Consider the following 25711-nt stretch of genomic DNA (forward strand, 5'->3'; position numbering starts at 1 on the left):
CCCCTTGCAAACGCTGTGGCAGGATCAGAAAGCCATCATCATTGCCGCTGTTGTCGCGCTGCTGGCCGCGGCCAGTTGCCTCAAGGTGGTGGATGAAACGACGCAGGCGGTAATCGTGCGGCTTGGTCAGCCCGATCGCGTGGTCAATCGCTTCAAACCGGACGCCGATTTCGGCCAGACTGGCGCGGGCGTGATCTGGCGCATCCCGTTCATGGAACAGGTGGTCGAAGTGGACCGCCGCATCCTGGATCTGGACATGGAGCGCCAGCAAGTGCTGTCCGCTGACCAGCGCCGCCTTGAAGTTGACGCTTTCGCCCGCTTCCGCATCATCGATCCGGTGCGGATGGTGCAGACTGCAGGCACGACAGACCGTCTGGCCGTGCAGCTTCAGCCGATCCTCAATTCCGCGTTGCGGCAGGAACTGGGCAAGCGGACGTTTGATTCACTGCTGACCGCAGACCGTGGCCGCGCGATGGAGCAGATCCGCCAGGGGCTTGACCGCGAAGCGCGCGAATATGGGGCGCAGATCATTGACGTGCGTATCAAGCGCGCGGACTTGCCCGAAGGCACCCCGCTCGAATCCGCGTTCACCCGCATGGCCACCGCGCGCCAGCAGGAAGCCGCCACGATCAGGGCGCAAGGGCAGAAGCAAGCGCAGATCATCCGCGCAACCGCCGAGGCCACTGCCGCCAAGACTTATGCCGATGCCTTCAACAAGGACCCGGCTTTCTACGATTTCTACCGCGCCATGCAGAGCTATGACACGACGTTTGCGCAGAAGGGTTCAAGCACATCGATCGTGCTTTCGCCCGACAATGAATACTTGAAGCAGTTCAAGGGCAAGTAAGCGAAGTCGGCGAACAAAGCCATTGCCGACCAGCCCCTTTGCTGAACAATTGGGAACTGCGTCATTCAAAGTTCGTTCATCGCAAGGCGGCTGAATCGGCATTGAGTGACAAAATTTGAGTGACTCACACCGCGCCGCCCCGGCGCACATTTGAGACAAAGAGGACCAGGCCACGTGCGATACGCTTATGGTGTGACTTCGGCGCTGCTGCTTGCAGGCAGCGCACTGACCCTGGTGACAGGCCTTCCCGCTGGCGCACAAGTTGCGCAAAACGAACAATCGGAAATGCGCACGGTCGTGCCGCGCGCGGGCGCGCCTTCCAGCTTTGCCGATCTGACGCAGCAATTGCAGCCGGCGGTAGTCAACATTTCCACCCGTCAGCGGGTGAAGGTGCAGAACAACAACCCGTTTGCCGGAACGCCCTTTGGCGATCTGTTCGGCGGCGGTCAGGGCAACGGCCCGCAAACGCGCGAGGCGCAGTCGCTGGGTTCGGGCTTCATCATCTCGGCCGATGGTTATGTGGTGACCAACAATCATGTGATCACGGCTGACGGGCAGGGCGAGGTCGAATCGATCACGGTTACCACCCCTGACGGCACCGAATACCCGGCCAAGCTGATCGGCAAGGATGCCGCATCGGATCTGGCTGTGTTGAAGATTTCAGCTTCCAAGCCCTTCCCGTTCGTGAAATTCGGCGATTCGCGTCAGGCACGTGTGGGTGACTGGGTGATTGCCATCGGCAATCCGTTCGGCCTTGGCGGCACGGTGACGCAGGGCATCGTCTCGGCGGTCTATCGCAACACCGGGTCAGGTTCAGCCTATGACCGCTATCTGCAGACAGATGCTTCGATCAACCGGGGCAATTCGGGCGGCCCGATGTTTGACATGCAGGGCAACGTGATTGGCATCAACAATGCCATCTTCTCGCCCACGGGCGGTTCGGTCGGCATCGGCTTTGCCATTCCGGCAGAAATCGCAGCACCCATCGTGGAAAAGCTGCGCGCTGGGCAAGCAATCGAACGCGGCTACCTTGGCGTGCGCATTCAGGCCCTGTCCGATGATCTGGCTGCATCGCTTGGCCTGCCCAAGAAGCGCGGCGAGTTCATTCAGGCGGTCGAACCCAATCAGGCTGCTGCCAAGGCTGGCATCCAGCCGGGTGACGTGGTCGTCAAGGTTGATGGCAAGGACGTGACGCCCGATCAGACGCTGTCTTTCATCGTGGCCAACACGGCCCCCGGCAAGCGTATTCCGGTGGAACTGTTGCGCAATGGTCAGCGCCTCACCGTGCAGGCCGTGGTCGGCAAACGCCCGACCGAAGAAGAGCTGGCGCAGCAAAGCTTCGATCCCGATGCCGCGCAGGATGAAGACAGCTTCGGCAGCAATTCGCAGCAGGCAGGGCCAGGCGCGCTCCAGAGCAGCCTTGGCATTGCCGCGATCCCGCTCAACACCCAAATTGCCCGCCAGCTTGGCGTCAGCGAAGAGACAAAGGGCGTCGTAATCTCGGCAGTCAGCCCATCTTCAGACGCTGCGACCAAGGGCCTTCAGCGCGGCGATATCGTTCTGTCGGCCAACTATATCTCTGTTGCAACGGTCGCAGACCTTGAAAAGATCGTCCGCAATGCCAAGACCGAAGGCCGCGATGCGGTGCTGCTGCGCATCCAGCGCCGCGGCCAGCCGCCGATCTACACCCCGGTGCGCATTCGCTGATCACAGCGTTCAAGACCAAAGGAAAGGGCCGCCCCAGCGATGGAGCGGCCCTTTTTCTTGCGGCAAAACGCGCCCAAATGGTCCTGCGTTATACCCGCCCGACGCTGCTATAGGCAAAGCCTGCCGCGCGTGCTTCTGCCGGGTCATAGACATTGCGCAGATCGACCAGCACCGGGGCATTCATCAGGCTTTTCACACGGGCGAAATCGAGCGCGCGAAACGCGTCCCATTCGGTCACGAGCGCTACCGCATCGGCTCCTTCGACCGCGGCGTAGGTGCTGTTCACCATCTGCACTTCGGGCATGATCGCGGCGGCCGCCTCCATCCCTTCGGGGTCATAGGCCACAACCTGCGCGCCTGCATCCAGCAGGGTCTGCACGATAGCGATCGAGGGCGCATCGCGCATGTCATCGGTGTTGGGCTTGAACGTCAGCCCCAACAGCGCCACGCGCTTGCCCCGCGCATCGCCGCCCAGCGCTTCGATCACCTTGCGGCCCATCGCGCGCTTGCGGCTGTCGTTGGCCTTGACCACCGCTTCGACCAGCCGCACCGGGCTGCCATAATCCTCTGCGGTCTTGAGCAGCGCCAGCGTGTCCTTGGGAAAGCATGATCCGCCATAGCCCGGCCCTGCGTGCAGGAACTTAGATCCGATCCGTCCATCCAGCCCGATACCGCGCGCCACATCCTGCACATCGCCGCCCACCTTTTCGCAGAGGTCGGCCATCTCATTGATGAACATGATCTTGGTGGCAAGAAAAGCGTTGGCGGCGTACTTGATCAATTCGCTGCTGCGGCGCGAGGTGAACAGGATCGGCGCCTTGTTCAAAAACAGCGGGCGGTAGACTTCCTTCATCACGCCTTGCGCCCATTCCTCTTCGGCCCCGATCACAATACGGTCAGGCCGCTTGAAATCGCCAATGGCCGCGCCTTCGCGCAGGAATTCTGGGTTCGATACGACCGCGAACTGAACTCCCGTGCCGCTATCGCGGATGATGCGCTCCACCTCATCGCCCGTACCTACCGGCACGGTAGACTTGGTGACGACCACGGTGGGCGTGCGGATGTTTTCGGCCAATTCCTGCGCCACCGCGCGCACATAGCTGAGATCGGCATGGCCATCACCGCGCCGCGATGGCGTGCCCACGGCGATGAATACCGCCTGCGCGCCTTCAATGGCGCTGGGAAGGTCGGTCGAGAACGAAAGCCGCCCTGCTTTCACATTGGCGGCCACCAGTTCGGCAAGGCCCGGCTCGTAAATCGGCATCACGCCATCAAGCAGGCGCGCGATCTTGCTCTCGTCCTTGTCGATGCAGACGACATCGTGGCCGAAATCGGCAAAGCAGGCACCTGAAACCAGCCCGACATAGCCCGAGCCTACCATCGCGATCTTCATTCGCACACCATCCGTAGCTAATCCGTCGCGCCGGTTGCACGACCTTTTCGCAGTAGCAGCATAGGGGAACATACCAATGCTGCACAAGCACACATCGCACTTTGCTGCAGCCTTTCGCACCTTGCGAGGCGCAGCACGCGTGCGTAAGCGATGTGGCGATGAAATCTGTGAACTTCCCGCCATCATGGCGTCCAGCGATGGAACCCGTGCTGCAATCGGCACCATTGGGCGCGCTTGAAGAATGGCTTCTGGGCGAGGAACAGGCCGGGAAAGTCATCTATCCCCCGCAAGAGCAACGCTTTGCCGCGCTGGAACTGACTCCGCTCGATCAGGTGCGCGTGGTGATTCTGGGGCAAGACCCCTATCACGGCGCCGGGCAGGCGCATGGCCTTGCCTTTTCAGTCCAGCAAGGCGTGAAAATTCCACCGAGTCTTGCCAACATTTACAAGGAACGGGAAACCGATCTTGGCCTGCCCCGCACTGCCGACGGAGACCTTACGCACTGGGCACGCCAAGGGGTGCTGCTGCTGAACACCGTGCTCACGGTCGAAGCGGCAAAGGCCGGATCGCATCAGGGCAAAGGGTGGGAGCAATTCACCGATGCCGCCATCACCGCCGTGGCCGCGCGGGATGAGCCTACAGTGTTCATTCTGTGGGGCAGCCATGCGAAGAAGAAGGCTTTGCGCGTGGCCCGTCTGGCCGATGGGCCGCATCTGGTGCTGAAGGCCCCGCACCCCAGCCCGCTTTCGGCCTATCACGGCTTTTTCGGGTCACGCCCGTTCAGCCGCTCCAATACCTTTTTGGAAGCGCATGAGCGAGGTGCCATCGACTGGCGGGTTTGAAGACGGCGCAAAAAACCCCGCCGAAGCGGGGCTTTTCAAACCATTGATGCGCCTGAATCAGCTGGGAATCGAAGCCGAGGCCGCCTGCCCATCACCTTCCGGTGCGGCCAGAATATCGCGCACGACCTGACCCTTGGCTACCGTCTGCGTTTCAGGATCGCCCACGGTGGAGCGGATCGAAGCAGCAGCCGTGCCAGAACGGTTGAGTGCATCGGTCTCAACGCTCGACCGGGCCGATGGGCCGCCGAACAGCGTTTCGAGCGTCTGCTTGCCAGTGTCCGAATCCTGCGGACGTGGCGCGCCGGGGCTGGGCGGAACCAGCGAAAAATCAGGCGGCACGATCAGCGGCGCAGCGCGCGTAACGGCCATTTCATCAGGCCGCGCGCGGTTGAACAGCGAATTGCTGCTGCCGCAAGCTGAAACGAGCATTGCCGCGCCAACGACAAGACCAAGGGTGGCAGCTTTACGCATCATGCATTCTCCGTGGCGCTATCATCGCCGTTAGTCTCAGGCTTTTCGCGCGATTTGAACGAGCGGGCAAGCAGTATCAGAACACCGAACGTGATCGCCACGTCGGCAAGATTGAAGATCTGGAACGGCCGCCATGCGCCGATGTTCAGATCGGCATAGTCGATCACGTACCCGAACACGAGCCGGTCATAGATATTGCCGACTGCTCCGCCCAGCACGAGCGCCAGCCCTGCAATATCCCCGCGCGCCTTTTCGCGCAGCATCCACACCAACACGCCGGTGGCGATGAGCCCGGTAACGAGGATCAGGCCATAGCGCATTTCCATCGACGTTGCGCTGAACATGCCGAACGATACGCCGTAATTCTCAGCATACCGGAAATCGAAGAATGGCAGCAGTTCGATCAACCCGCGTTCCCGCAGCGCCAGCGGGCCGACCATGATGGCCTTCACGGCGCGGTCCACCATTGCAACCAGCAGCGCAAGGCCAAGGCCTTCGATACGCAGGCGAGTCAGCATCAGGCGGCGGCTTCTGCGTCGATTTGCGCCACCACATCGTCGCACCGCGCGCACAGTGCGCCGTCTTCCACAACTTCGGGAAGCAGGCGCCAGCAACGGCCGCACTTGTGGTCGGTTGAGCGAGTGACGGTCACACGCTTGCCATGTTCTCTTTCAACTGACGCCACGATGAACAACTCTGTGAGAGCGGGCCAAGAGAAGGAATGTGCCGTGTCGTTGCCCACGACAACTTTGGCCTCAAGTCCCGATCCCAAGATCTTTTCACGGCGCAGCGGTTCGATAGCTTCATTCACCGACTGACGCAGCGCGCGCAATTCAGCCCACTTTGTTTCGTCAAGCTCAGTAACTGGCAATTCCGGCCATTCAAGCAGATGCACGCTGTCTGCACCTGGATAGCGCGATGCCCATACCTCTTCCGCCGTGAACACCAGCACCGGCGCGCCGTAGCGGACCAGTGCGTGGAACAGCGTGTCGAGCACGGTGCGATAGGCGCGGCGCTTCAAATCCGAGGGCGCATCGCAATAGAGGCTGTCCTTGCGGATATCGAAGAAGAACGCCGACAGGTCCTCGTTGCAGAAGTCGGTCAGCGCGCGGACATAGGTGTTGTAGTCGAAGTCATCGACCGCCTGCCGCAGCGTGGCGTCCAGCTTGCCCAGCAGGCCCAGCATGTACTGCTCAAGCTCGGGCATCTCCGCCACTGGCAGCCGCTCGTCCTCGCTGAAGCCTTCCAGCGCGCCCAGCAGATAGCGATAGGTATTGCGCAACTTGCGGTACTGGTCGGCAACGCCCTGCAGGATTTCCTTGCCGATGCGGTGGTCCTCGGTGAAATCGACCGAGAGCGCCCAGAGCCGCAGGATATCCGCGCCATAATCGCGCATCAGATCGATCGGGCTGATCGTGTTGCCGAGCGACTTGGACATTTTCATGCCCTTCTGGTCCATCGTGAACCCGTGCGTCAGCACCGCATCATAAGGCGCACGCCCGCGCGTGGCGCAGGATTCGAGCAGCGAGGACTGGAACCAGCCGCGATGCTGGTCAGACCCTTCGAGATAGAGGTTGGCAGGCCACTGCAGATCGGGCCAGCGCCCCGATTCGAGCACGAAAGCATGGGTGGAGCCGGAATCGAACCACACATCGAGAATGTCGGTGACGCGCTCGTAGTCGTCGAGCTTGTAATTCTCGCCAAGGTACTCCTGCGCGTGCTCCTCGTCCCACGCATCCACGCCGCCTGCCATGACAGCGGCAACGATGCGGGCGTTCACTTCGGGATCGTTGAGATACTGCCCAGTCTTGCGATCCACGAACAGCGTGATCGGCACACCCCATGCGCGCTGGCGGGACAGGACCCAGTCGGGGCGACCTTCGACCATCGCACCGATGCGGTTCCGGCCCTTTTCGGGGACGAAGCGGGTGTTGGCGATGGCTTGAACGGCGATGTCGCGCAAAGTGGCCCCTCCGTCAGCCGCTGGCGCGTCTGCCACCTCCCCTTTTGGCTGCGCAAAATGGGGAGGATTTGATCCTCCCTGTTTCTCCGCAGGATAAACGGGGAGGGGGACCGTCGGCGTAGCCGATGGTGGAGGGGAAACAGCACGATCCATCGGCACGAACCACTGCGGCGTGCAACGATAGATCACCTTGGCCTTCGAACGCCACGAATGCGGGTAGGAATGCTTGTAGTCGGCACTGGCCGCGAGCAGCCCGCCCGCCTCGCGCAGGTCCGAACAGATCGGCCCATCGGGCGCGTTGAACTTGGGGTTGATGACCGAGCCCTGCCCGCCGAGCCAGCCCCAGTCCTCACGATACTTGCCATCGCCCTGCACCGCGAAGACCGGCTCGATACCGTGCGCCTTGCACAGTGCAAAGTCGTCCTCGCCATGATCGGGCGCCATGTGGACAAGGCCGGTGCCGCTGTCGGTCGTGACGAAATCGCCGGGGAGCATGGGGCGGGGTCGCAGGAAAAACTCCGCGAGGGGCGAGTTCACATCCACATTCCCGTCGCCCCGGACTTGATCCGGGGCTTGGCTTTGCCCTTCCGGCGCGGCGATTGAAGAAGAGCCAAGCCCCGTGTCAAGCACGGGGCGACGGAAGAGGTTGGCCATCGGGTGCTGGCAGATGGTTCCGGCGAGGTCGGAGCCTTTACCGACAACTTCCCATTCAGCTGTCGGCGTAAACATGTACTCTGAGTCAGCGGCTTGCGCCGCCGTCACAGCATTACCCCAACGCGCAATGAACGCCATCACTAGCGGAGCCGCGACCAGCGAGCGTTTGCCTTCGAACTTCGCTAATGGCTTGTTTTCATCGAAGCTGCCGCGCTTGTGTTGGTTCAATCCGTGCTGAACCAAAACATACTCAACCTCAGGCCCATAAGCCAAAGCTTGGTTCACCGGGATCGTCCAAGGCGTCGTCGTCCAGATCACCGCATACGCGCCGACCAGTTCAGCAATCGGCGACTCAACAATCTCAAACGCCACGTCGATCTGCGTCGAGACGATGTCCTCGTACTCGACCTCAGCCTCGGCCAGCGCAGTCTTTTCGACCGGCGACCACATCACCGGCTTGGCCCCGCGATAGAGCTGGCCACTTTCGGCAAACTTTAGCAGTTCGCGCACGATGGTGCCCTCGGCTTGGCTATCCATCGTCAGGTAGGGGTTGTCCCAATCGCCATTGATGCCGAGGCGCTTCAATTGCTCGCGCTGCACATCCACCCACTTCTGGGCATAGGCGCGGCATTCGGCGCGGAATTCCTTCGGCGGAACCTCGTCCTTGTTCTTCTTTTTCTTGCGGTATTCTTCCTCGACCTTCCATTCGATCGGAAGGCCGTGGCAGTCCCAACCGGGCACATAGGGCGCGTCCTTGCCCAGCAGCGTCTGGGTGCGGCAGACCATGTCCTTGAGGATATGGTTCAGCGCATGGCCGATGTGCATGTCGCCATTGGCATAGGGCGGGCCGTCATGGAGGATGAACTTCTCGCGGCCTTTGCGGCTCTCGCGGACCTTCTGGTAAATGCCCTCGTCCTGCCAGCGCGACAGGATCACCGGCTCCTTCTGGGGCAGGCCGGCTTTCATCGGGAAATCGGTCTTCGGCAGGAAGACGGTCGGGCGGAAATCGCGTGGTTCGGTCATGACCGGCGGGCCTTAGCGCTGCGGCGGGCTTTGCGCAATTTTTCTGGTTGGGCTTGTGAGATCGGGGTTTGCGTTTGGGGAAAAGTAGCCGGTTTCACGCAGAGACGCAGAGAAGGAAGTGAGACGCAGAGGGACCGTGCTGGCGGCGAAGCCGTCTCTCAAGCTGCACGTTGCGTTTGCCTTGAAGGTGCTGGCGCCAAGGGCCTTACGGCCCCGAGCAACATCTTAGCGTCTCCACTTTCTTCTCCGCGTCTCTGCGTGAAACAGAAACTTGCTCAACCCAGCAATCGCCGCGCTTCGTCGCAATCCAGCGCCATCTGCGCCACCAGCGCATCGAGCCCGTCAAACTTCGCCTCGGGCCGCAGGAAGTGGTGAAACGCCACCTCGATTTCCTGCCCGTAAAGATCGCCCGCAAAATCGAAGAAATGCGGCTCCAGCAATTCCTTGGGCGGATCGAACGTGGGCCGGATGCCTAGGTTCGCTGCGCCTTTCAGCAAACGCCCGTCTGCCAACCGCCCCGTCACCGCATAGATGCCATAGCGCGGGCGCAGGTACATGCCGATGTCGAGATTGGCGGTGGGGAAGTTGATCGTGCGGCCCACCTTGTCGCCATGCTGCACCGTCCCGCGCATCGCGAAGGGCCGGGTCAACAGGCGCGTGGCAGTTTCGCAATCGCCGGAAATCAGCGCATCGCGGATACGGCTGGACGAGACAACCTCGCCTTCCAGCGTCACCGGCCCCACCGCGCGCGCGGTCAGGCCGAAGCGGGGGCCATCATCGCGCAGCACATCGGCGTTGCCGCTGCGGCCCTTGCCAAAGGTGAAGTCCTCGCCCGTCACCACGCCCACCGCGCCCAGATGCCCGACCAGCCCTGCCTCAATCCATTCGAGCGCGGTCATGCCCGCAACATCCGCGCCGAAGTGGATCACCAGCATGGCGTCCGCCCCGGCGGCGGCGAAAAGCTCCTGCCGCTGATCGAGCGTGGTCAGCCGAAACGGCGCAGCATCGGGTTTGAAGTGGCGCACCGGATGCGGATCGAACGTGGCGACGATGGCAGGGCGGCCTTCGGCACGTGCCCAGCGGATCGCCTCGCCCACCACGGCCTGATGCCCCAGATGAAAGCCATCAAAATTGCCCAGCGCCACAATGCCACCGCGCATGGCTTCGGGCACGGGTTCAAGACTGCTCAGGCGGATCACCGGGCTTCACCCGTCCGGTATGCATGTGCTCCCATCACAAGCCGTATTTCGGTGCGGGCGGGCACGGCGTCAAGACCGGTGCAGCGTGACAAAAGCATGGGCCGGGCGCGCGCCATCGGCAGGATGCTCCTCGCGCGCCGTCTCCCGCCATTCGGGGCCGAGCGGCGGCATCACGGTATCGCCGTCAAAGTCGCCGTAAACTTCGGTCAGTTCCACCCGTTCTGCCAGCGGCATGAACAGGCGGTAGACTTCCGCCCCGCCGACCACTGCGACCTCGCCCTCTCCGGCCATAGCAAGCGCGGCTTCCACCGAGGTGGCAACCTCTGCTCCATCAGCGCTCCACCCGGCATCGCGCGTCAGCACGATGTGGCGGCGGCCGGGCAGCAGGCCGGGCAGGCTTTCAAAGGTCTTGCGGCCCATGATCATGGGCTTGTCCATGGTCAGCGCCTTGAACCGCCTCAGGTCTGCCGGAAGCCGCCACGGCAGGGCATTGTCCTTGCCAATCACGCCATTGGTGGCGCGGGCATAGATCAGGAACAGACCTTTCCGAATGCCGCTCACAGCACCAGCCGCGTCACGTGGCCCATCTTGCGCCCGGGTCGCACCGCCGCCTTGCCATACAAGTGCAGGTGGTTGGCCGGGTCAGACAGGATCGCGGGCCAATCGTGCGCATCATCGCCGATTAGGTTGTCCATCACCACGCCCTTGGCCGCCAGCGCGGTGGAGCCCAGCGGCAATCCGCAGATCGCGCGGACGTGGTTCTCGAACTGGCTGGTGAGCGCGCCTTCGATGCTCCAGTGCCCGGAATTGTGGACGCGCGGGGCCATTTCGTTGAACACCGGGCCCTCTGCCGTGGCAAAGAATTCGAACGTCAGCACGCCGACATAGTCCAGCGCACCGGCCACCTTGGCGGCCAACGCGCGCGCTTCTTCCACTTGTGCGAGAATCACCGGCGCGGCAGGCACCGTGGAGCGGTCGAGAATGCCATTCTTGTGGACGTTTTCAGCAGAGTCCCAGAAGCGCACTTCACCGGCGCTGGTGCGCACCAGGATGACCGAGAACTCGGCCTCAAACGTCACAAAGCCTTCGTAGATCAGCGGCACGTCCGGCAGGGCAATCGCATCGGCATCGGCAGGCTGCATGATCCGCCACTGGCCCTTGCCATCATAGCCATCACGCCGTGTCTTGAGGATGCCGGGTGAGCCAATCTTCGCAATGGCAGCGCGCAAATCGTCCATCGAATCGACCTTCGCCCATGGCGCGGGCCGTCCGCCCAGCGCCTCGACGAAGGACTTCTCATTCACCCGATCCTGCGCCACTTCCAGCGCGCGAGCAGGCGGGTGCAGGCGGGCATGTGGCGCAATCACCGCAAGCGGCCCGGCGGCGACATTCTCAAACTCATAGGTAACCACCGCGCATTGCTGCGCGAAAGCGGCCAGCGCCGCTTCATCATCGAACGCGCCTTGCGTAAACGCCGCGCAGACATCGGCGGCAATCGGATCAGCCTCGGGCGCGTAAACGTGGCAGCGATAGCCCAGATTGGCTGCCGCCAGCGCGATCATCCGGCCAAGCTGGCCGCCGCCGAGAATGCCGATTGTCTCGCCGGGAGGGATCATTTGCCTCTCCTCTTGCGGGCGTCCTTCGACAGGCTCAGGACGAGCGGGCTTGGGGGCAGAGCGCCGAAACCCGTACCCCGCTCATGCTGAGCTTGTCGAAGCACCCGAAGCATCAGACCGGCTTCTCCGCCACCGATTCGGTCTGCGCGGTGCGGAAGGCGATCAAACGCTGCGCCAGTGCATCATCGGATGTCGCCAGAATCGATGCTGCCAGAATACCCGCATTCGTCGCGCCCGGAACGCCGATGGCCAGCGTAGCCACCGGAATGCCGCCCGGCATCTGCACGATCGACAGCAGCGAATCCATGCCCTTCAGCGCCTTGGATTCCACCGGCACGCCCAGCACCGGCAGATGCGTCATCGATGCGACCATGCCAGGCAGATGCGCCGCGCCGCCTGCGCCCGCGATCACCACTTTGAAGCCTTCCAGATGCGCGCCTTTGGCAAAGCTCACCAGCCGGTCCGGCGTGCGGTGTGCCGAAACGATGCGGCATTCATGCGCAACGCCCAGCTTTTCCAGCACGGCGGCGGCGTTCTTTATCGTTTCCCAGTCAGACTGGCTGCCCATGACGATGGCAACTTGCGGCTTTTCCGTCATCTCTCCCTGCCCCTTTCAGGCTTGCCGAAACGCTCAGCGCTCCGAAAGGTAGTAGCGTTCCACTTCGGCGAGATTATCGTCGAGTTCGTAGATGATCGGCTGGCCGGTGGGAATTTCGAGGCTGGTGATGTCCTCGTCAGAAATGCCCGACAGGTGCTTCACCAGCGCGCGCAAGCTGTTGCCATGGGCCGAAACGATCACCGTTTCCCCGGCACGCAGCGCAGGGGCAATCTTCTCTTCCCAGCACGGCAGCACACGCGCGATCGTATCCTTGAGGCTCTCGGTCGAGGGCACCGCGATCCCGGCATAGCGCGGATCGGACGCCAGATCGAACTCGCTGCCCGCTTCCAGCACCGGCGGCGGCACGTCAAAGCTGCGGCGCCAGATCTTCACCTGATCTTCGCCATGCTTGGCCGCCGTCTCGGCCTTGTCGAGGCCGGTGAGGCCCCCATAGTGCCGCTCGTTCAGCCGCCAGTCCTTGTCCACTTGCACCCACAGGCGGCCCATCGCCTCCAGCGCCAGGTTCAGCGTCTTGATCGCGCGGGTCTGCAGCGAGGTGAAGGCGAGCGTCGGCAATACGCCCTTGTCTTTCAGCAACTTGCCCGCTGCAAAGGCTTCGGCAGCGCCCTTTTCGGTCACATCCACGTCCCACCAGCCGGTGAAGCGGTTTTCGAGGTTCCACTGCGATTGGCCGTGGCGAATCAGGATCAGGCGGGGCATCGGGGCATCCTGTAGCTGACTGAATTGGGAGACGGTTATTGGGCTTTGGGCCCTAGCGTCAGGAGGCCGGATTGGAAAGCCCGGTTTCCGGCAAATCTGGCGATTCGCTATCACCTTGCGCTGCGGCCCCCATCGCGCGCGCCTGCGCTTTACGACGCTTCAGATTTTCACGCAGCCGCTGAGCCAGTCGCTCTTCACGGGTCATGGCTGGTTTCGTATCGCTCATGGCGCGCTTGATTGCAGTGATTGCCTGCGAACTGCAAGCGCCGCCGGAACAGTTGCTTGACATTACCCGCGCCCACCGTCATTAGCCCGCCCTTGCCCACCCTGCCGGTTTGCCGGTGAACAGGTGTGGCCAGGCGGAAATGGTGTGCTGCTGTAGCTCAGTGGTAGAGCGCATCCTTGGTAAGGCTGAGGTCGGGAGTTCAATCCTCCCCAGCAGCACCATTTCCCTTCCCCCTACAGGTCATGCGCGCAAATCCGCCCACTCCGGGTGCCGCCGGAACGCGGCTTCGACATAGCTGCACTGCGGCACGATCTTGAAACCGGACTGGCGCGCATCGCCGATCAGCGCCTTGACCAGTTCTGCCGCCACGCCGCGCCCGCCGATTTCCGTCGGCACCAGCGTATGATCGGCCACCACCACATCGCCCTTTCGCTGGTAAGTCAGCCGCCCAATCGCCTCGCTGCCTTCCACTTGCGCGTGATATTCCCCGCGTGTGCCCTGATCGTGGTGAGTGATGACGATATCCGGCATGCTTTGTTCCTTGGGCTTTTGTGACTGCTTGACCGGAAACGCGCTGAGCCACATGGCAGTTTCCGATGAAGTTCTTCTCTGACAATGCCGCTGCCGTCCACCCCCGCGTGTGGGAGGCGATGCACGCCGCCGATGCACCCGACGCAGGCTATGATGGCGACGCGTTATCTGCACGTATGGACGATGCTTTTTCCACGCTGTTCGGGACCGAATGCACCGCGCTGTGGGTTGCCACCGGCACGGCGGCAAATTGCCTTGCGCTGGCGGCAATGGTCCCGCCCCACGGCGGCGTGGTCTGCCACCGCGAGGCGCATATCGAGATGGACGAAGGCGGCGCGCCGGGGTTCTACACCCATGGGGCGAAGCTCATACTGGCCGATGGCGAAGGGGCAAAGCTGACGCCCGAAGCTGTCAGCGCGGTCATCGACCCAATCCGCAACGATGTGCATCAGGTGCAGCCCCACGCCATTTCCATCACCCAAGCCACCGAATACGGGCGCACTTACTCGCCAGAAGAAGTCGCCGCCATCGGCTCGCTGGCACAGGGCCGCGGCCTTGGCCTGCACATGGACGGCGCGCGCTTTGCCAATGCCGTGGCGCATCTGGGCTGCCACCCGGCTGAAGTCACTGCGCAGGCGGGCGTCGATGTGCTGACGTTTGGTTGCGTGAAGAACGGCGGGATGAACGCCGAAGCGCTGGTATTCTTCGATATGGAACTGGCCGACGTGGTCCGCTACCGCCGCAAGCGCGCCGGGCACCTGCAGTCCAAGGGCCGCTATCTGGCCGCGCAAGTACTGGCCATGATCGAGGGCGACATTTGGCTGGACAACGCCCGCGCCGCCAATGCCGCCGCACGCGAAATCGCCGGGGCTTGCGCAGACAGGCTGTTCCATCCGGTTGAGGCGAACGAGCTGTTCATGATCCTCTCCCCGGCTGAACAGGATGCCTTGCGCGCACAAGGCTTTGATTTCTATGATTGGACTGCGCCTGCTGGCGCTCCTGGCGCTGCCCGCTTCGTTACCGCATGGAACAGCAATCCCGCGCATGTCTCGGCGCTTGCCCGCGCGATTGCCGCGCTGTGAGCGAGCAGGAGTTGGCCCAAGAACTGCCGGGTCAGGCAAAGTTCTGGCAGTGGTCCGTGGCCGGGCCGTTCCTGATCGTCGCGCTGATCTGGGGATCGACCTGGCTGGTGATCAAGGACCAGATCGGCAGCGTTCCGCCCAGTTGGTCGGTCACATGGCGCTTCGTCACCGCTGCCATCGGCATGGGCCTGCTGGCGCTGATCCGGCGCGAATCGCTGCGCATTTCCGCCACAGGCCTGAAGATCGCCGCACTGCTGGGCCTGACGCAGTTCGTGCTGAATTTCCAGTTCGTCTATCGCGCCGAATCGCATCTGACATCGGGCATCGTCGCCGTATTCTTCGCTCTGCTGGTGGTCCCCAATACGTTGCTGGCGTGGATCACATTCAGGCAGCCCGTCACGCGCGGCTTCCTTGGCGGATCGGCCGTGGCAGGCGCAGGCATCGCGCTGCTTTTGCTGCACGAATACCGCATGGCCCCGCCCGAGGGCCAAGTGCTGACCGGGATTGCCCTGATGGCTGCGGCGGTGTTCAGCGCATCATCAGCGAATGTGTTGCAGGCAAGCCCTGCGGCGCGCGGCGTGCCGATGATCCCGATGCTGACATATGCGATGGCCTTCGGCGCGCTGATCGACGCTGCGTTCGCATGGGCTGTCGAAGGCCCGCCGCAGTTCGATTTCCGCGCAGGCTATGTATTCGGCGTGCTCTACCTTGGCATCATGGGTTCAGTCGTCACTTTCCCGCTCTATTTCCGGCTGCTCCAGCGTCTTGGCGCAGGGCGCGGGGCCTATAACGGAGTGCTGGTGCCGGTCGTGGCCATGCTGCTTTCCACCCTGTTCGAAGGTTACCAGTGGTCGGCGCTGGCGCTGGCGGGGTCGGCGCTGGCGATGTTCGGCCTCGTGCTGGCGTTAAGAGCGCGCAACCCCTCGCGATAGGTCGGAAAGGCGGGCTTCCAGCCCAGCAGGCGCTTGGCCTTGCCATTGGCCACACGGCGATTCTCGGCATAGAAGCCCAGCGCCATTGGTGAAAGGTTCGCCTCCTCCAAAGATTGCATGGGTGGCGGCTCCACCCCCAGCAGCCGTGCCGCCTCTTCGATCACCTCGTTCTGGCTGCACGGCAGATCGTCCGCCAGATTGTAAACGCCCGAAGGCCCATCGAACCCGGCGATCACACCGCTGGCGATGTCCTCCACATGCACGCGGCTGAACACCTGATCGGGGATGGCAATGCGATGTGCTTTGCCTTCCCGCACCCGGTCCAGCGCACTGCGCCCCGGCCCGTAGATACCAGGCAAGCGGAACACGCGCGTGCGATAGGACAACGCCTGCCAATCCAGATCGGCTTGCGTCCGCGCAGAGCGTCTGCCCGTACCGACACTCGCCGTCTCATCCACCCATGCCCCGCCGGCATCGCCATAGACCCCGGTTGAGGACAAATACCCGACCCATGCCAGCCACCCCGCCGCAATGTCTGCGCCATAGGCCTGCAACACCGGATCAGTGCCATCACGGGCCGGAGGAACCGAGGACAGCACATGTGTCGCCTTGGCCAAGGCCGCCTCCACCGCCGCCCGGTCATCAAAAGCGATGTCGCCCGCGCGGCCTGTGCCCCGCACGGTCCAGCCCTGTGCCCGAAGCCGCGCTGCGATGACTTGGCTGGTGTAGCCCATTCCGAAGATAAGCATGTTTCCCATGCTTTTCCCTATAACCGCGATTGCCGCATCGTGCACGGGTTCCTAAGTTGGCTACATGAACGATCTTTCCGGCACGCCCGTCATCGCCCCTGTTTCGATCCACCGCGCCGATTATCGCCCGCCCGAATGGCTGGTGCCCGAAATCACGCTGGATTTTGCGTTGTCGCTCAATGCCACGCGCGTTCTAGCCACGCTGAAGGTGGTAAAAAACCCGGCAGGCAGCGGTGCCACGCAGATGCGCCTCAATGGCGACGGGTTGGAAGCCAAAGCCGTTACGGTCGATGGCCACCCGCACAACGACTGGCACATGGACGGCACCGATCTGGTGATCGCGCTTCCCGGTGATGGGCACGATGTGGGCATCGAAACGCTGATCGATCCTGCCGCCAACACCCAGCTGTCCGGCCTCTATGCCTCGAACGGACTGCTCTGCACCCAGTGCGAGGCCGAAGGCTTCCGCCGCATCACTTTCTTCCCCGATCGGCCCGATGTGCTTTCGGTCTATTCCGTGCGCATGAGCGGGGACAAGGCGCTGTTCCCGGTCCTGCTGTCGAACGGCAACCCCACCGCATCGGGCGAAGGCCCCGATGGAACCCACTGGGCAGAATGGCACGATCCTTGGCCCAAGCCATCGTACCTCTTCGCGCTGGTCGCCGGCGAACTCATCGCCAATCGCGACACCTTCACCACCATGAGCGGGCGCAAGGTGAACCTTGCCATCTACGTCCGCCCGGGAGACGAATCGCGCACCGACCACGCCATGCACTCGCTCATCGCCTCGATGCAGTGGGACGAGGAGGTCTATGGCCGCGAATACGATCTCGATGATTTCAATATCGTGGCCGTCAGCGATTTCAACGCAGGCGCGATGGAGAACAAGGGCCTCAACGTCTTCAACACGCGCTATATTCTGGCCGACCCCGAAACTGCCACCGACGGCGATTATGACGCCATCGAAGGCGTGGTGGCGCACGAATATTTCCACAACTGGTCGGGCAACCGCGTCACCTGCCGTGACTGGTTCCAGCTGAGCCTCAAGGAAGGCTTTACCGTGCTGCGCGACCAGCAGTTCAGCGCCGATCGCGGCTCACCCCCGGTCAAGCGGATCGAGGATGTGCGCATCCTGCGCGCGGCCCAGTTCCCTGAGGATTCCGGCCCGCTCGCCCACCCGATCCGCCCCGATTCCTATCAGGAAATCAGCAACTTCTACACCGCCACCGTCTATAACAAGGGCGCCGAGGTCATCCGCATGATGACCGTGCTGGCAGGCATGGAGCGGTTTCTGAACGGCACCACGCTCTATTTCGACCGGCATGATGGCGAAGCGGCTACCTGCGAGGATTTCGTCAAGGCGATTGAGGATGGCGCAGGGCTGGACCTGACCCAGTTCCGCCGCTGGTACGAACAGGCGGGAACGCCCAAAGTCACCGTCACGATGGCGCTGGACGGCACCACGCTGACGCTCACCTTGACGCAGAGCATGGCCCCCACGCCGGGCCAGATGGTCAAGCAGCCGATGGTCATCCCACTGCGCACCGCGCTGTTTGATCGCACCACCGGCACCCATCGCGGCGAGAAACTGCTGGTGCTGACGCAGGCGCAGCAGACGTTTACCTTCGAAGGCTTCGATTCGCTCCCGGTCCTGTCGATCAACCGCGGCTTTTCCGCGCCGGTCGAAGTGACCGCGCCTGTGACCACCGATGACCTCGTGTTCTTGGCCCGCCACGATGACGACCCGTTCGCGCGCTACGAAGCGATGCAGCAGTTGATCGTGCGCCATCTGGTGGGCGCAGTGGCGGGCACGCTCGAAGGCCGCGAAGCCTCGCAAGCCGCCATCAGCGCGGCGATGGGTGCGATTCTGGATGACAGCGCGCTCGATGATCTGATGCGCGGCGAACTGCTGATTCTGCCCGGCGAAGCCTATCTTGCCGAACAGCTGACCCGCGCCGATCCCACCCGCATCTTTGCCGAGCGCGAAGCGCTGAAACGCTGGCTGGGCGAGACGCTGAAAGACAGATGGCTCGCGCTCCACGATCGTTGCTCTGCCGTCCCCTACAGCCTTGAAGCCGCCGCCCGTGGCGCGCGCAAGTGCAAGACGCAGGCCCTCGTCTATCTCGCCGCCGCCGATCCGGCCGAAGCCGCACGCCGGGCCAAGGCGCAGTATGACGCCGCCACCAACATGACCGACCGTCAGGGCGCGCTGATGGTTTTGTGCAGCCTCGATTGCCCCGAACGCGAGGTTGCTCTGGCCGATTTCCACGCGCGCTTCGAAGGCAACATGCTGGTCACCGACAAGTGGTTCTCGCTGCAGGCAGGTTCGCTCAACCCCAACGTGACCGAGCACGTCAAGGCCTTGGCCGCGCACCCCGATTTCACGCTCACCAACCCCAACCGCGTGCGCGCGCTGTGGATGGCCTATGCGGTCAATGCGCAAGGGTTCCATAAGGCGGGAGGCGAAGGCTATCGTCTGATCGCCGACCTTATTCTGAAGCTCGACCCGATCAACGGCAATGTCGCCGCCCGCTTCGTGCCGCCGCTGGGCCGCTGGAAGAAAGTGGACGACACCCGCGCCGCCCTGATGCGTGCGGAACTGGAGCGGATCGCCGCCGAACCGTCATTGTCCAAAGACGTGCGCGAACAGGTAACCAAGAGCCTCGAAGCGTGAGTGTCGAGGCGCTGACTCACCCGCTGCTGGCCGGGGCCGCGCACGGCTTCCTAGGCCGCAGCGGCGGTGTCAGCACGGGCGATCTGGCGGGCCTCAACGTCAGCTACAGCGAGGATGACCCAGCGCTGACTGCCGAAAACCGCCGCCGCGCAGTGGAAGCGGTGCTGCCGGGCGGTACCCTGCAGACCTGCTACCAGATCCATTCGCCCGATGTGGTCACCGTGACCGAACCGTGGGCCGATGCCGACCGTCCCCGGGCCGATGCGCTGGTCACCAACCGCCCCGGCCTCGTCCTCGGCGTCCTGACCGCCGATTGCGCACCGGTGCTGTTTCACGATGCCAGCGCGGGCGTGATCGGCGCTGCCCATGCAGGCTGGAAGGGCGCATTCACCGGCGTCACCGATTCCACCATCGCCGCGATGGAAGCGCTCGGCGCAACCCGCGCGAACATCGCCGCTGTGGTCGGCCCGTGCATCGCGCAGAAAAGCTATGAAGTGGACACCGCTTTCGAAGCCCGATTCATCCAACAGGCCCCTGAAAACGAACGCTTTTTCCGTGCAGGTCGCGAAGGCCACGCGTGGTTCGACCTCGAAGGCTACGTCGCCTCGCGCCTGCGCGATGCGGGCCTTACCCAAGTCGGCCTGCTGGGCGAGGACACTTATGCCCAAGAGGACCGCTTCTATTCGTTCCGCCGCGCCACGCATCGCAAGGAAGCCAGCTACGGTCGCCAAATCTCGCTGATCGGCCTTCCGGCCTGAGCGCCCTGCCGATCCTCTACAGCTTCCGCCGCTGCCCCTATGCTATGCGCGCGCGATTGGCGCTGGCCACCAGCGGAACACAAGTGGAATTGCGCGAAGTAAAACTCGCCGCCAAGCCGCCCGAAATGCTAGAGGCTTCGCCAAAGGGCACCGTCCCGGTCCTCGTCCTGCCCAATGGCAGCGTGATCGACGAAAGCCTCGATGTGATGCACTGGGCGCTGTCGCTGAACGACCCCGAACACTGGCTGAAGCGCACCGACAGCGCCCTGATCGCCCGCAACGACGGCCCGTTCAAGCACGATCTCGACCGCTACAAATACCCCGAACGCCACGGCAGCGATTCGCTGGCGCATCGTGAAAGCGGCTTGGCGTTTTTGTACACGCTGAACGAGCGACTGGCAGCGCATGGCCAATTGTGCGGACCGGTGCGCGGCCTCGCCGATATGGCGATCATGCCCTTCGTCCGCCAATTCGCCGCCGTCGATCCGGCGTGGTTCGAAGCCCAGCCGCTGCCGCATCTCCATCATTGGCTGGCGGGCCACTGCGAATCCGCACTGTTCGGCGCGATCATGCAAAAGTTTGCTCCGTGGCGAGGTGGCGATTCGCCGGTCCGCTTTCCAGCTTAGAGCAGCCCCAGCGCCTGCAACCGTGCTTCCAGCACATCTGCATCGCGCACAAAGTGATGCACGTGCCAGCCCAGCGCCCGCGCCGTGGCAATGTTTGCGGCATTGTCGTCGATAAACAGCATCGTTTCAGGCGCACGGCCAAACCGCGCCGCCGCCAGATCGAAAATCGCCGGATCAGGCTTGATCAGTCGCTCCACGCCCGACACCACAATGTCCTGCATATGGTCCAGCACCGGAAAAGTCGGGCGAAACAGGCCCCAAGCATCGACCCCAAAATTGGTGATCGCATATTGCGGCACACCCCCCGCAGCCAGCCGCTCGATCAGCGCATGCGTTCCCGCCACCGGTCCCGGCAGGCTGGCCAGCCAGTTATCGGCATAGAGCGCGATTCGCGCGGCATGTTCGGGAAATTCCGCCGTGCGCGCCGCCACCATTTCGGCAAACGACACGCCCTCGTCGTGCTGCGCGTGCCACTCTTCGGTCACCACTTCGGCAACGAATCGCGCGCGCTCATCCGCATCGGGAATCGCTTCGCGGTAGATGCCGGTAAGGTCGAACTCGACCAGCACCCGGCCAATGTCCCAGACGACCGCTTCGATCACCGCCACAACTCCAGACATCAAAGGCCCACAAACGACAGCGCCCCCGCTGTTGGGCGGGGGCAACGCGCTTCACTGGGAAGCCTGCCGGTGTTTCCGATGCAGCCCCGCCGTCGCAGGACTGCACCGAAACTCAAAAAAGATTAGCCCTGACGCGCCTTGAAGCGCTTCTGGGTCTTGTTGATCACATAGACGCGGCCACGGCGACGGATCACGCGGTTATCGCGATGACGGTCCTTGAGCGACTTCAGGCTGTTGCGAATCTTCATGTCGAATCCCTTTGCCCGAAGCTGACCGGGCTGAAAACTGAAGCGTGGCCGTTAAAGACGGTGCGCACCCAAGTCAACCTTGCGAAAGGCCATTGGCTGCATTTCCCTGATTGCGCGCAGGATTTCGCCGCCAAGCGCGTTCATGACAGCGACAGCCCTTCTGTGGGAAGCACAAACATGAACTCCAAAATGCTCTTCTGCACCCTCGCAGCGTTATCCCTCCCGGCCACCGCCATCGCTCAACCTGTTGGTGGGCGCTGGGGCGGCGGGATGATGGACCAGCGATTCGGCAGCACGCAGCGCCCGTCCTCGCAGCCATCCAAAAGCGTCGAGGTTACCGCCTTCCAATCCGCCGATGCCGCCCCGCTTTTGGGCAAAGGGCCGATCACGGTTGCCGCCGCCAATGGCGCGGAGGTGGAATGGAAGCTGCCAGTCTATGAAGCCGCCGTCGTCGATCAACTGGCCAAGCTTGGCTATGATACTGCCGTCAGCGGAGCCGAAGGCGGGCAGATTGCGCAGATCGGCATCACCCATTCGGTCGTCGTGCCCGAAGAGCAGAAGCGCAAGCCGGTGTCAGGCGCGATGGAAGTCGGCGTCTCCAACCGTGGCAGCTATCAGGCGATGGCGCTGAACATCGATCTGTCCAAACCGCGCAAGGCCATCGTCGCCACCCGGCTCGACGTGCGCATTCGCGACAAGGCCACCGACCGCGTGCTGTGGGAAGGCCATGCCGAAGCACTGACGCGCGAAGACGATGATGGGCTGGATAATGGCGCAATTGCCGCCAAACTCGCCACGGCCCTGTTCGCACGCTTTGCCGAAGCGCAGGTGGTGCAGACCGGCGGTTGATTGTGCTGTTTGACACAGTGTGCTGTTTGACATTGCAGCACAGGCCAAACGCGCCCACCTTGGGATCAAACAGATGGATGCTGCACTATGAAACGCCTCGCCGCTGCCCTCGCCCTATCGGCCCTGACCATCACCCCCGCGCTGGCCAAACCGGCCCCGGTTGAAGTCACGCGCTTCCACACACCGGAAACGCTGGCCCGGCTGAAGGGTGTCGCCGCCATGGTAGAAGCCGCCCCCGCCAGCGATCCCAAAAGCCTTGAGGACAAGACCTGGCTCGCCGCCGTGCAGCGTGAACTGGCCGCGCAGGGCTTTGGCTATGCCACCCCCGGTGCCACCGATGTCGTGGCCGAAGTGCTGGTCGAACGCGAAGTGCAAAAGCGTGAGCGCACACGCAGCCCGGTCAGCGTTGGCGTGGGCGGATCGACCGGTAACTTCGGCAGTGGGCTGGGATTAGGCCTTGGCTTCAACCTTGGCGGCGGCCCGAAGGACTTCGTCGTAACCCGTCTGTCGGTCCGCATCCGTGACAAGAAAACCGGCGAATCGCTGTGGGAGGGCCGCGCCGACAATCGTGAAAGCGCCAAGGCCAAGGAGGCCGCGATCGGCGAAGCGGCACCGCGCCTTGCCCGCGCGCTGTTCTCGGGCTTCCCCGGCACCTCGGGAGAGACTATCAGCGTTAGATGAGTGATATCCGCATCAATGCCGCGTTCGATTCCGGCAATATCGAAGTGCTTTCTGTTTCAGGCGCGAGCGCAACCCTTTCGATCCGCAAGGATCGCGATTCGGACTTCTTCCAGTGGTTCCATTTCCGCGTCGATGGCGCGGGCGGGCGCGAACTTGAGCTGAAAATCACCGGCCTTGCCAAATCCGCCTACCCCGGCGGCTGGCCAGCCTATCGCGCGGCATTTTCCGAAGACCGCGAATTCTGGGGCCGCGCGCACACTACCTATGATGCCGCTGAGGCAGAAGGCACGCTGACCATCCGCCACAGGCCGGACGCGGGCACCTGCTGGTTCGCCTATTTCGCTCCCTATTCGATGGAGCGGCATCACGATCTGGTGGCGCAAGTGGCGGCTGAGCCGGGCGTGGACTACCGCTGCCTTGGCACCAGCATCGAAGGCCAGCCGATCGATTGCCTCGAAATGGGCGAGGGTGACAAGCACGTGTGGCTCTATGCCCGCCAGCACCCCGGCGAATCGATGGCCGAATGGTGGATGGAAGGCGCGCTGGAAATGCTGAACGATCCGGCCAACCCCCACGCGCGCCGCCTGCGCCAGTTGTGCCGCTTTCACGTGGTGCCCAATGCCAACCCTGATGGCTCCTGCCGCGGCCACCTGCGCACCAATGCCGTTGGCGTAAACCTGAACCGCGAATGGCACGAACCCACGCCCGAACGCTCACCCGAGGTCTTGGCGATTCGCAACGCCATGGACGAAACCGGCTGCCACTTCGCGATGGACGTGCATGGCGATGAAGCGATTCCCTATGTCTTCATCGCCGGCTTCGAAGGCATCCCATCGTGGACCGAAACGCTGGGCGAAAGCTACACCCGCTACCGCCAGATCCTCGAACGCCGCACCCCCGATTTCCAGACCAAACGCGGCTATCCCACCGCCGCCCCGGGCCGCGCGAACCTCGCCATGTCCACCAATCAGGTCGCCCACCGCTTCGGCTGCGTGGCGATGACGCTGGAAATGCCCTTCAAGGACAATGACGACCTGCCCTGCCCCGAACAGGGCTGGAGCCCGGAACGCTCAAAGCTTCTGGCCCACGATTGCCTCGCCGCGCTGCTGGAATGGCTGGAGGGGTGACGCTTTGGCACTTATCGCGTCCGCACCCCCGCCTCCCTTACTCCGTCACCCTGAACTCGTTTGACGATTACCCCGCTCCCATACGTAACTCTCAAATTCGTCATGCTGAACTTGTTTCAGCATCCATCTAACAACACGCACTGCCGTTCGTGGGGAGAAATGGACCCTGAAACAAGTTCAGGATGACGGTCGTGTTATTCCACTGCCGAACGGGGCAAGGGCCGTTCGCCTTTACGCAAAGTTAAGAGTTCAGCGCGCATGCCACGCAAATGGCCCGCACCATCGCCCTCATCCAAGCGCCCCTCGCAGACCTCTCCCTGCAGAACCTCGCGCGCAAGACAATCGTACTGGGCTGCGCTGCCGCGCTGATCATGGCGGGCAAGCCGTTCCTGTTTTTCTGACAATCTGAGACGTGGGTAATTGCATCGGGCGGATTTAGCGTCCGGTTTTGGCGTGCGCGTGAAATCAATGGAATGGCGGGAAGTGGGTGGCTAGCCGCCCTTTTTCCGCTGGAACTTTTGCCGTGCCCCTCCCTGCTTATGACCATCAACAAAGGCAGCAACCTGACGGTCTATATCATCAAGAGCTTCCTTGAACGCTTCGGGACTGTCGTTCTTGGTTGTAGCCCGGAATTTATGGCGCTTGCCATGATGCATAACGCTTCTTTGGACCGTCGCTGGCATTGGGGTGCCTTAGTCGAATTCTGCGCGACTGTCATGGCGGTTATGGGGTCGTTTCCCGAAAGGCAGCTTTTGTCGATTGCAGGCGCATAGCGGACCTTTGCTGCGCGCCTAACCAGCGGCGGGTTTCGTTGGTTTGGACAAGGACCTGTTACTGCTGCTTTGAGGTAGCCTGCGAATAACCGACTCAAAAAAACTACCCGTCGCCCCGTGCTCGACACGGGGCTTGGCTTTTCTTGCGATTTGGCGCTTGGTTGGTGGCCTGATCGACGGGGCCGCTAAGCGAAGCGCGGGAGGTTGGCGTCAAAAATTAGCCAAGCCCCGTGTCGAGCACGGGGCGACGAGGGTTTTGGACTAGGTTGAGGGAGCCAGTGCCTCTGCCCCACGCGCTCCCTACAAAATCTCCAGCACCTTCTCCTTCGGACGACACAGCCGCACGCCCTTGTCCGTCTCTACCAGCGGGCGTTCGATCAGCTTGGGTTCTGCCACCATCGCGGCAAGCACCGTCGCATCATCGGCAGCCAGCAACCCGCGCGCCTCGGCATCGGTGCCGCGCAGGCGCAGGCCCTGCTGTGGGGTCATTCCGGCATCGCGGTAAAGCTGCGCGAGCTTTTCGGCACTCGGCGGGGTCTTCAGGTATTCTACCACCGTCACGTCCGCGCCCGCATCCTGCAGCATCGCCAGCGTGTTGCGCGAGGTGCCGCAACCAGGGTTGTGCCAGATCGTCGCCTTCATCGCCTGCTCTCCATGGAATTTGCAGGCTACCGCCTTACGGCCAACGCTGCTCGACGCAACGCGCAAAAGCGATTTGATCTGCATCAATGTTATTGCGACCCAATCGCATAATTTCCCTTGCAAGTGCAATTGACTCGCAATAAGCGAAGTGACTGCAAGT

General features: G+C 62.8%; 28 protein-coding genes and 1 tRNA gene. 14 read left to right on the plus strand and 15 right to left on the minus strand.

The window, feature by feature from the left end; all coding sequences use genetic code 11:
• Positions 1-4: 4 nt before the first annotated feature.
• Both hflC and AC2A1F_RS08490 read left to right on the plus strand, forming a co-directional pair.
• The gene (hflC, locus tag AC2A1F_RS08485; protein ID WP_484209006.1) at positions 5-847 is read left to right on the plus strand and encodes a protease modulator HflC; all 843 of its coding nucleotides are present in this window, start codon (positions 5-7) and stop codon (positions 845-847) included.
• Positions 848-1021: 174 nt separating this feature from the next.
• Positions 1022-2554, plus strand: coding sequence for a Do family serine endopeptidase (locus AC2A1F_RS08490; RefSeq protein ID WP_484208338.1), 1533 nt, complete (start codon positions 1022-1024; stop codon positions 2552-2554).
• Positions 2555-2642: 88 nt separating this feature from the next.
• Here the strand turns inward: AC2A1F_RS08490 and AC2A1F_RS08495 are convergent, their stop codons facing one another.
• A complete protein-coding gene (locus AC2A1F_RS08495; RefSeq protein ID WP_484208339.1) occupies positions 2643-3947 on the minus strand; it encodes a UDP-glucose dehydrogenase family protein in 1305 nt (434 codons plus the stop codon).
• Between the two features lie 158 nt (positions 3948-4105).
• On the opposite strand from AC2A1F_RS08495, the gene ung reads away from it, so the two are divergent.
• Entirely contained in the window at positions 4106-4789 is a 684-nt protein-coding gene (gene ung, locus AC2A1F_RS08500) for a uracil-DNA glycosylase (protein ID WP_484208340.1), read from the plus strand.
• Between the two features lie 57 nt (positions 4790-4846).
• Here the strand turns inward: ung and AC2A1F_RS08505 are convergent, their stop codons facing one another.
• The 9 genes from AC2A1F_RS08505 to AC2A1F_RS08545 all read right to left on the minus strand — a co-directional run bounded on the left by AC2A1F_RS08505 (position 4847) and on the right by AC2A1F_RS08545 (position 13259).
• Positions 4847-5260: a DUF3035 domain-containing protein gene (locus tag AC2A1F_RS08505; protein WP_484209007.1), complete on the minus strand. Its 414-nt coding sequence runs from the start codon at positions 5258-5260 to the stop codon at positions 4847-4849.
• Positions 5260-5778, minus strand: coding sequence for a signal peptidase II (gene lspA, locus AC2A1F_RS08510; RefSeq protein ID WP_484208341.1), 519 nt, complete (start codon positions 5776-5778; stop codon positions 5260-5262). The genes AC2A1F_RS08505 and lspA overlap by 1 nt, the downstream gene beginning before the upstream one ends.
• A complete protein-coding gene (locus AC2A1F_RS08515; protein ID WP_484208342.1) occupies positions 5778-8900 on the minus strand; it encodes an isoleucine--tRNA ligase in 3123 nt (1040 codons plus the stop codon). Before AC2A1F_RS08515 ends, lspA begins: the two co-directional genes overlap by 1 nt.
• Before the next feature lie 275 nt (positions 8901-9175).
• Positions 9176-10099 carry a bifunctional riboflavin kinase/FAD synthetase gene (locus tag AC2A1F_RS08520; RefSeq protein WP_484208343.1) on the minus strand — a complete coding sequence of 308 codons (924 nt, stop codon included), beginning with the start codon at positions 10097-10099 and terminating at the stop codon, positions 9176-9178.
• 69 nt (positions 10100-10168) lie between these two features.
• Positions 10169-10651, minus strand: a complete 483-nt coding sequence (locus AC2A1F_RS08525; protein WP_484209008.1) for a dihydrofolate reductase — start codon at positions 10649-10651, stop codon at positions 10169-10171.
• A 5-nt stretch (positions 10652-10656) separates the two neighbouring features.
• Positions 10657-11715 carry a 5-(carboxyamino)imidazole ribonucleotide synthase gene (locus AC2A1F_RS08530; protein WP_484208344.1) on the minus strand — a complete coding sequence of 353 codons (1059 nt, stop codon included), beginning with the start codon at positions 11713-11715 and terminating at the stop codon, positions 10657-10659.
• 112 nt (positions 11716-11827) lie between these two features.
• Positions 11828-12313: a 5-(carboxyamino)imidazole ribonucleotide mutase gene (gene purE / locus AC2A1F_RS08535; protein ID WP_484208345.1), complete on the minus strand. Its 486-nt coding sequence runs from the start codon at positions 12311-12313 to the stop codon at positions 11828-11830.
• A 33-nt stretch (positions 12314-12346) separates the two neighbouring features.
• Positions 12347-13033, minus strand: coding sequence for a 2,3-diphosphoglycerate-dependent phosphoglycerate mutase (gpmA, locus tag AC2A1F_RS08540; RefSeq protein ID WP_484208346.1), 687 nt, complete (start codon positions 13031-13033; stop codon positions 12347-12349).
• Between the two features lie 58 nt (positions 13034-13091).
• Positions 13092-13259, minus strand: coding sequence for a hypothetical protein (locus AC2A1F_RS08545; protein WP_292629381.1), 168 nt, complete (start codon positions 13257-13259; stop codon positions 13092-13094).
• A gap of 146 nt (positions 13260-13405) precedes the next feature.
• Between AC2A1F_RS08545 and AC2A1F_RS08550 the strand changes: the two genes are divergently transcribed.
• Positions 13406-13480, plus strand: a tRNA-Thr gene (locus AC2A1F_RS08550).
• A gap of 19 nt (positions 13481-13499) precedes the next feature.
• Here the strand turns inward: AC2A1F_RS08550 and AC2A1F_RS08555 are convergent.
• Positions 13500-13790 carry a GNAT family N-acetyltransferase gene (locus tag AC2A1F_RS08555; RefSeq protein ID WP_484208347.1) on the minus strand — a complete coding sequence of 97 codons (291 nt, stop codon included), beginning with the start codon at positions 13788-13790 and terminating at the stop codon, positions 13500-13502.
• Between the two features lie 65 nt (positions 13791-13855).
• On the opposite strand from AC2A1F_RS08555, the gene AC2A1F_RS08560 reads away from it, so the two are divergent.
• Together AC2A1F_RS08560 and AC2A1F_RS08565 are read left to right on the plus strand one after the other, a co-directional pair.
• Positions 13856-14872: a threonine aldolase family protein gene (locus AC2A1F_RS08560; RefSeq protein WP_484208348.1), complete on the plus strand. Its 1017-nt coding sequence runs from the start codon at positions 13856-13858 to the stop codon at positions 14870-14872.
• Between the two features lie 11 nt (positions 14873-14883).
• Positions 14884-15804: a DMT family transporter gene (locus AC2A1F_RS08565; protein WP_484208349.1), complete on the plus strand. Its 921-nt coding sequence runs from the start codon at positions 14884-14886 to the stop codon at positions 15802-15804.
• On the opposite strand, the gene AC2A1F_RS08570 is transcribed toward AC2A1F_RS08565, so the two are convergent.
• Positions 15714-16562 (minus strand): Rossmann-fold NAD(P)-binding domain-containing protein, encoded by an 849-nt coding sequence (locus AC2A1F_RS08570; RefSeq protein ID WP_484208350.1) that lies wholly within the window; start codon positions 16560-16562, stop codon positions 15714-15716. The two genes, AC2A1F_RS08565 and AC2A1F_RS08570, sit on opposite strands and share 91 nt — an antisense overlap.
• A 55-nt stretch (positions 16563-16617) precedes the next feature.
• Here AC2A1F_RS08570 and pepN point away from each other — a divergent pair, with 55 nt between their 5' ends.
• From pepN to AC2A1F_RS08585, 3 genes are read left to right on the plus strand one after another with little or no spacing between them, the layout of a single operon-like run.
• Positions 16618-19227 (plus strand): aminopeptidase N, encoded by a 2610-nt coding sequence (gene pepN / locus AC2A1F_RS08575; RefSeq protein WP_484208351.1) that lies wholly within the window; start codon positions 16618-16620, stop codon positions 19225-19227.
• Positions 19224-19985: a peptidoglycan editing factor PgeF gene (gene pgeF, locus AC2A1F_RS08580; protein ID WP_484208352.1), complete on the plus strand. Its 762-nt coding sequence runs from the start codon at positions 19224-19226 to the stop codon at positions 19983-19985. Before pepN ends, pgeF begins: the two co-directional genes overlap by 4 nt.
• Positions 19982-20611, plus strand: a complete 630-nt coding sequence (locus AC2A1F_RS08585; protein WP_484209009.1) for a glutathione S-transferase — start codon at positions 19982-19984, stop codon at positions 20609-20611. Before pgeF ends, AC2A1F_RS08585 begins: the two co-directional genes overlap by 4 nt.
• On the opposite strand, the gene AC2A1F_RS08590 is transcribed toward AC2A1F_RS08585, so the two are convergent.
• Complete coding sequence (locus AC2A1F_RS08590) at positions 20608-21231, minus strand: HAD family hydrolase (protein WP_484208353.1); 624 nt, start codon at positions 21229-21231, stop codon at positions 20608-20610. The genes AC2A1F_RS08585 and AC2A1F_RS08590 overlap by 4 nt on opposite strands.
• A gap of 122 nt (positions 21232-21353) precedes the next feature.
• Positions 21354-21479, minus strand: a complete 126-nt coding sequence (gene ykgO / locus AC2A1F_RS08595) for a type B 50S ribosomal protein L36 (RefSeq protein ID WP_011446910.1) — start codon at positions 21477-21479, stop codon at positions 21354-21356.
• A 177-nt stretch (positions 21480-21656) separates the two neighbouring features.
• Between ykgO and AC2A1F_RS08600 the strand changes: the two genes are divergently transcribed.
• The 5 genes from AC2A1F_RS08600 (at position 21657) to AC2A1F_RS08620 (ending at position 24909) form a co-directional block, all read left to right on the plus strand.
• Positions 21657-22328 carry a DUF4136 domain-containing protein gene (locus AC2A1F_RS08600; protein ID WP_484208354.1) on the plus strand — a complete coding sequence of 224 codons (672 nt, stop codon included), beginning with the start codon at positions 21657-21659 and terminating at the stop codon, positions 22326-22328.
• 87 nt (positions 22329-22415) lie between these two features.
• The gene (locus AC2A1F_RS08605; RefSeq protein ID WP_484208355.1) at positions 22416-23009 is read left to right on the plus strand and encodes a DUF4136 domain-containing protein; all 594 of its coding nucleotides are present in this window, start codon (positions 22416-22418) and stop codon (positions 23007-23009) included.
• On the plus strand, positions 23006-24136 hold the full coding sequence (locus AC2A1F_RS08610) for a M14 family metallopeptidase (RefSeq protein WP_484208356.1): 1131 nt from the start codon (positions 23006-23008) through the stop codon (positions 24134-24136). The genes AC2A1F_RS08605 and AC2A1F_RS08610 overlap by 4 nt, the downstream gene beginning before the upstream one ends.
• Before the next feature lie 269 nt (positions 24137-24405).
• A complete protein-coding gene (locus AC2A1F_RS08615) occupies positions 24406-24537 on the plus strand; it encodes a hypothetical protein (RefSeq protein WP_292629392.1) in 132 nt (43 codons plus the stop codon).
• Positions 24538-24675: 138 nt separating this feature from the next.
• Positions 24676-24909, plus strand: a complete 234-nt coding sequence (locus AC2A1F_RS08620) for a hypothetical protein (RefSeq protein WP_484208357.1) — start codon at positions 24676-24678, stop codon at positions 24907-24909.
• Positions 24910-25209: 300 nt separating this feature from the next.
• On the opposite strand, the gene arsC is transcribed toward AC2A1F_RS08620, so the two are convergent.
• Positions 25210-25551, minus strand: coding sequence for an arsenate reductase (glutaredoxin) (gene arsC / locus AC2A1F_RS08625; RefSeq protein ID WP_484209010.1), 342 nt, complete (start codon positions 25549-25551; stop codon positions 25210-25212).
• Positions 25552-25711: the final 160 nt, after the last annotated feature.

It is taken from the genome of Novosphingobium sp. HNCC26BN242 (genome assembly GCF_057180525.1).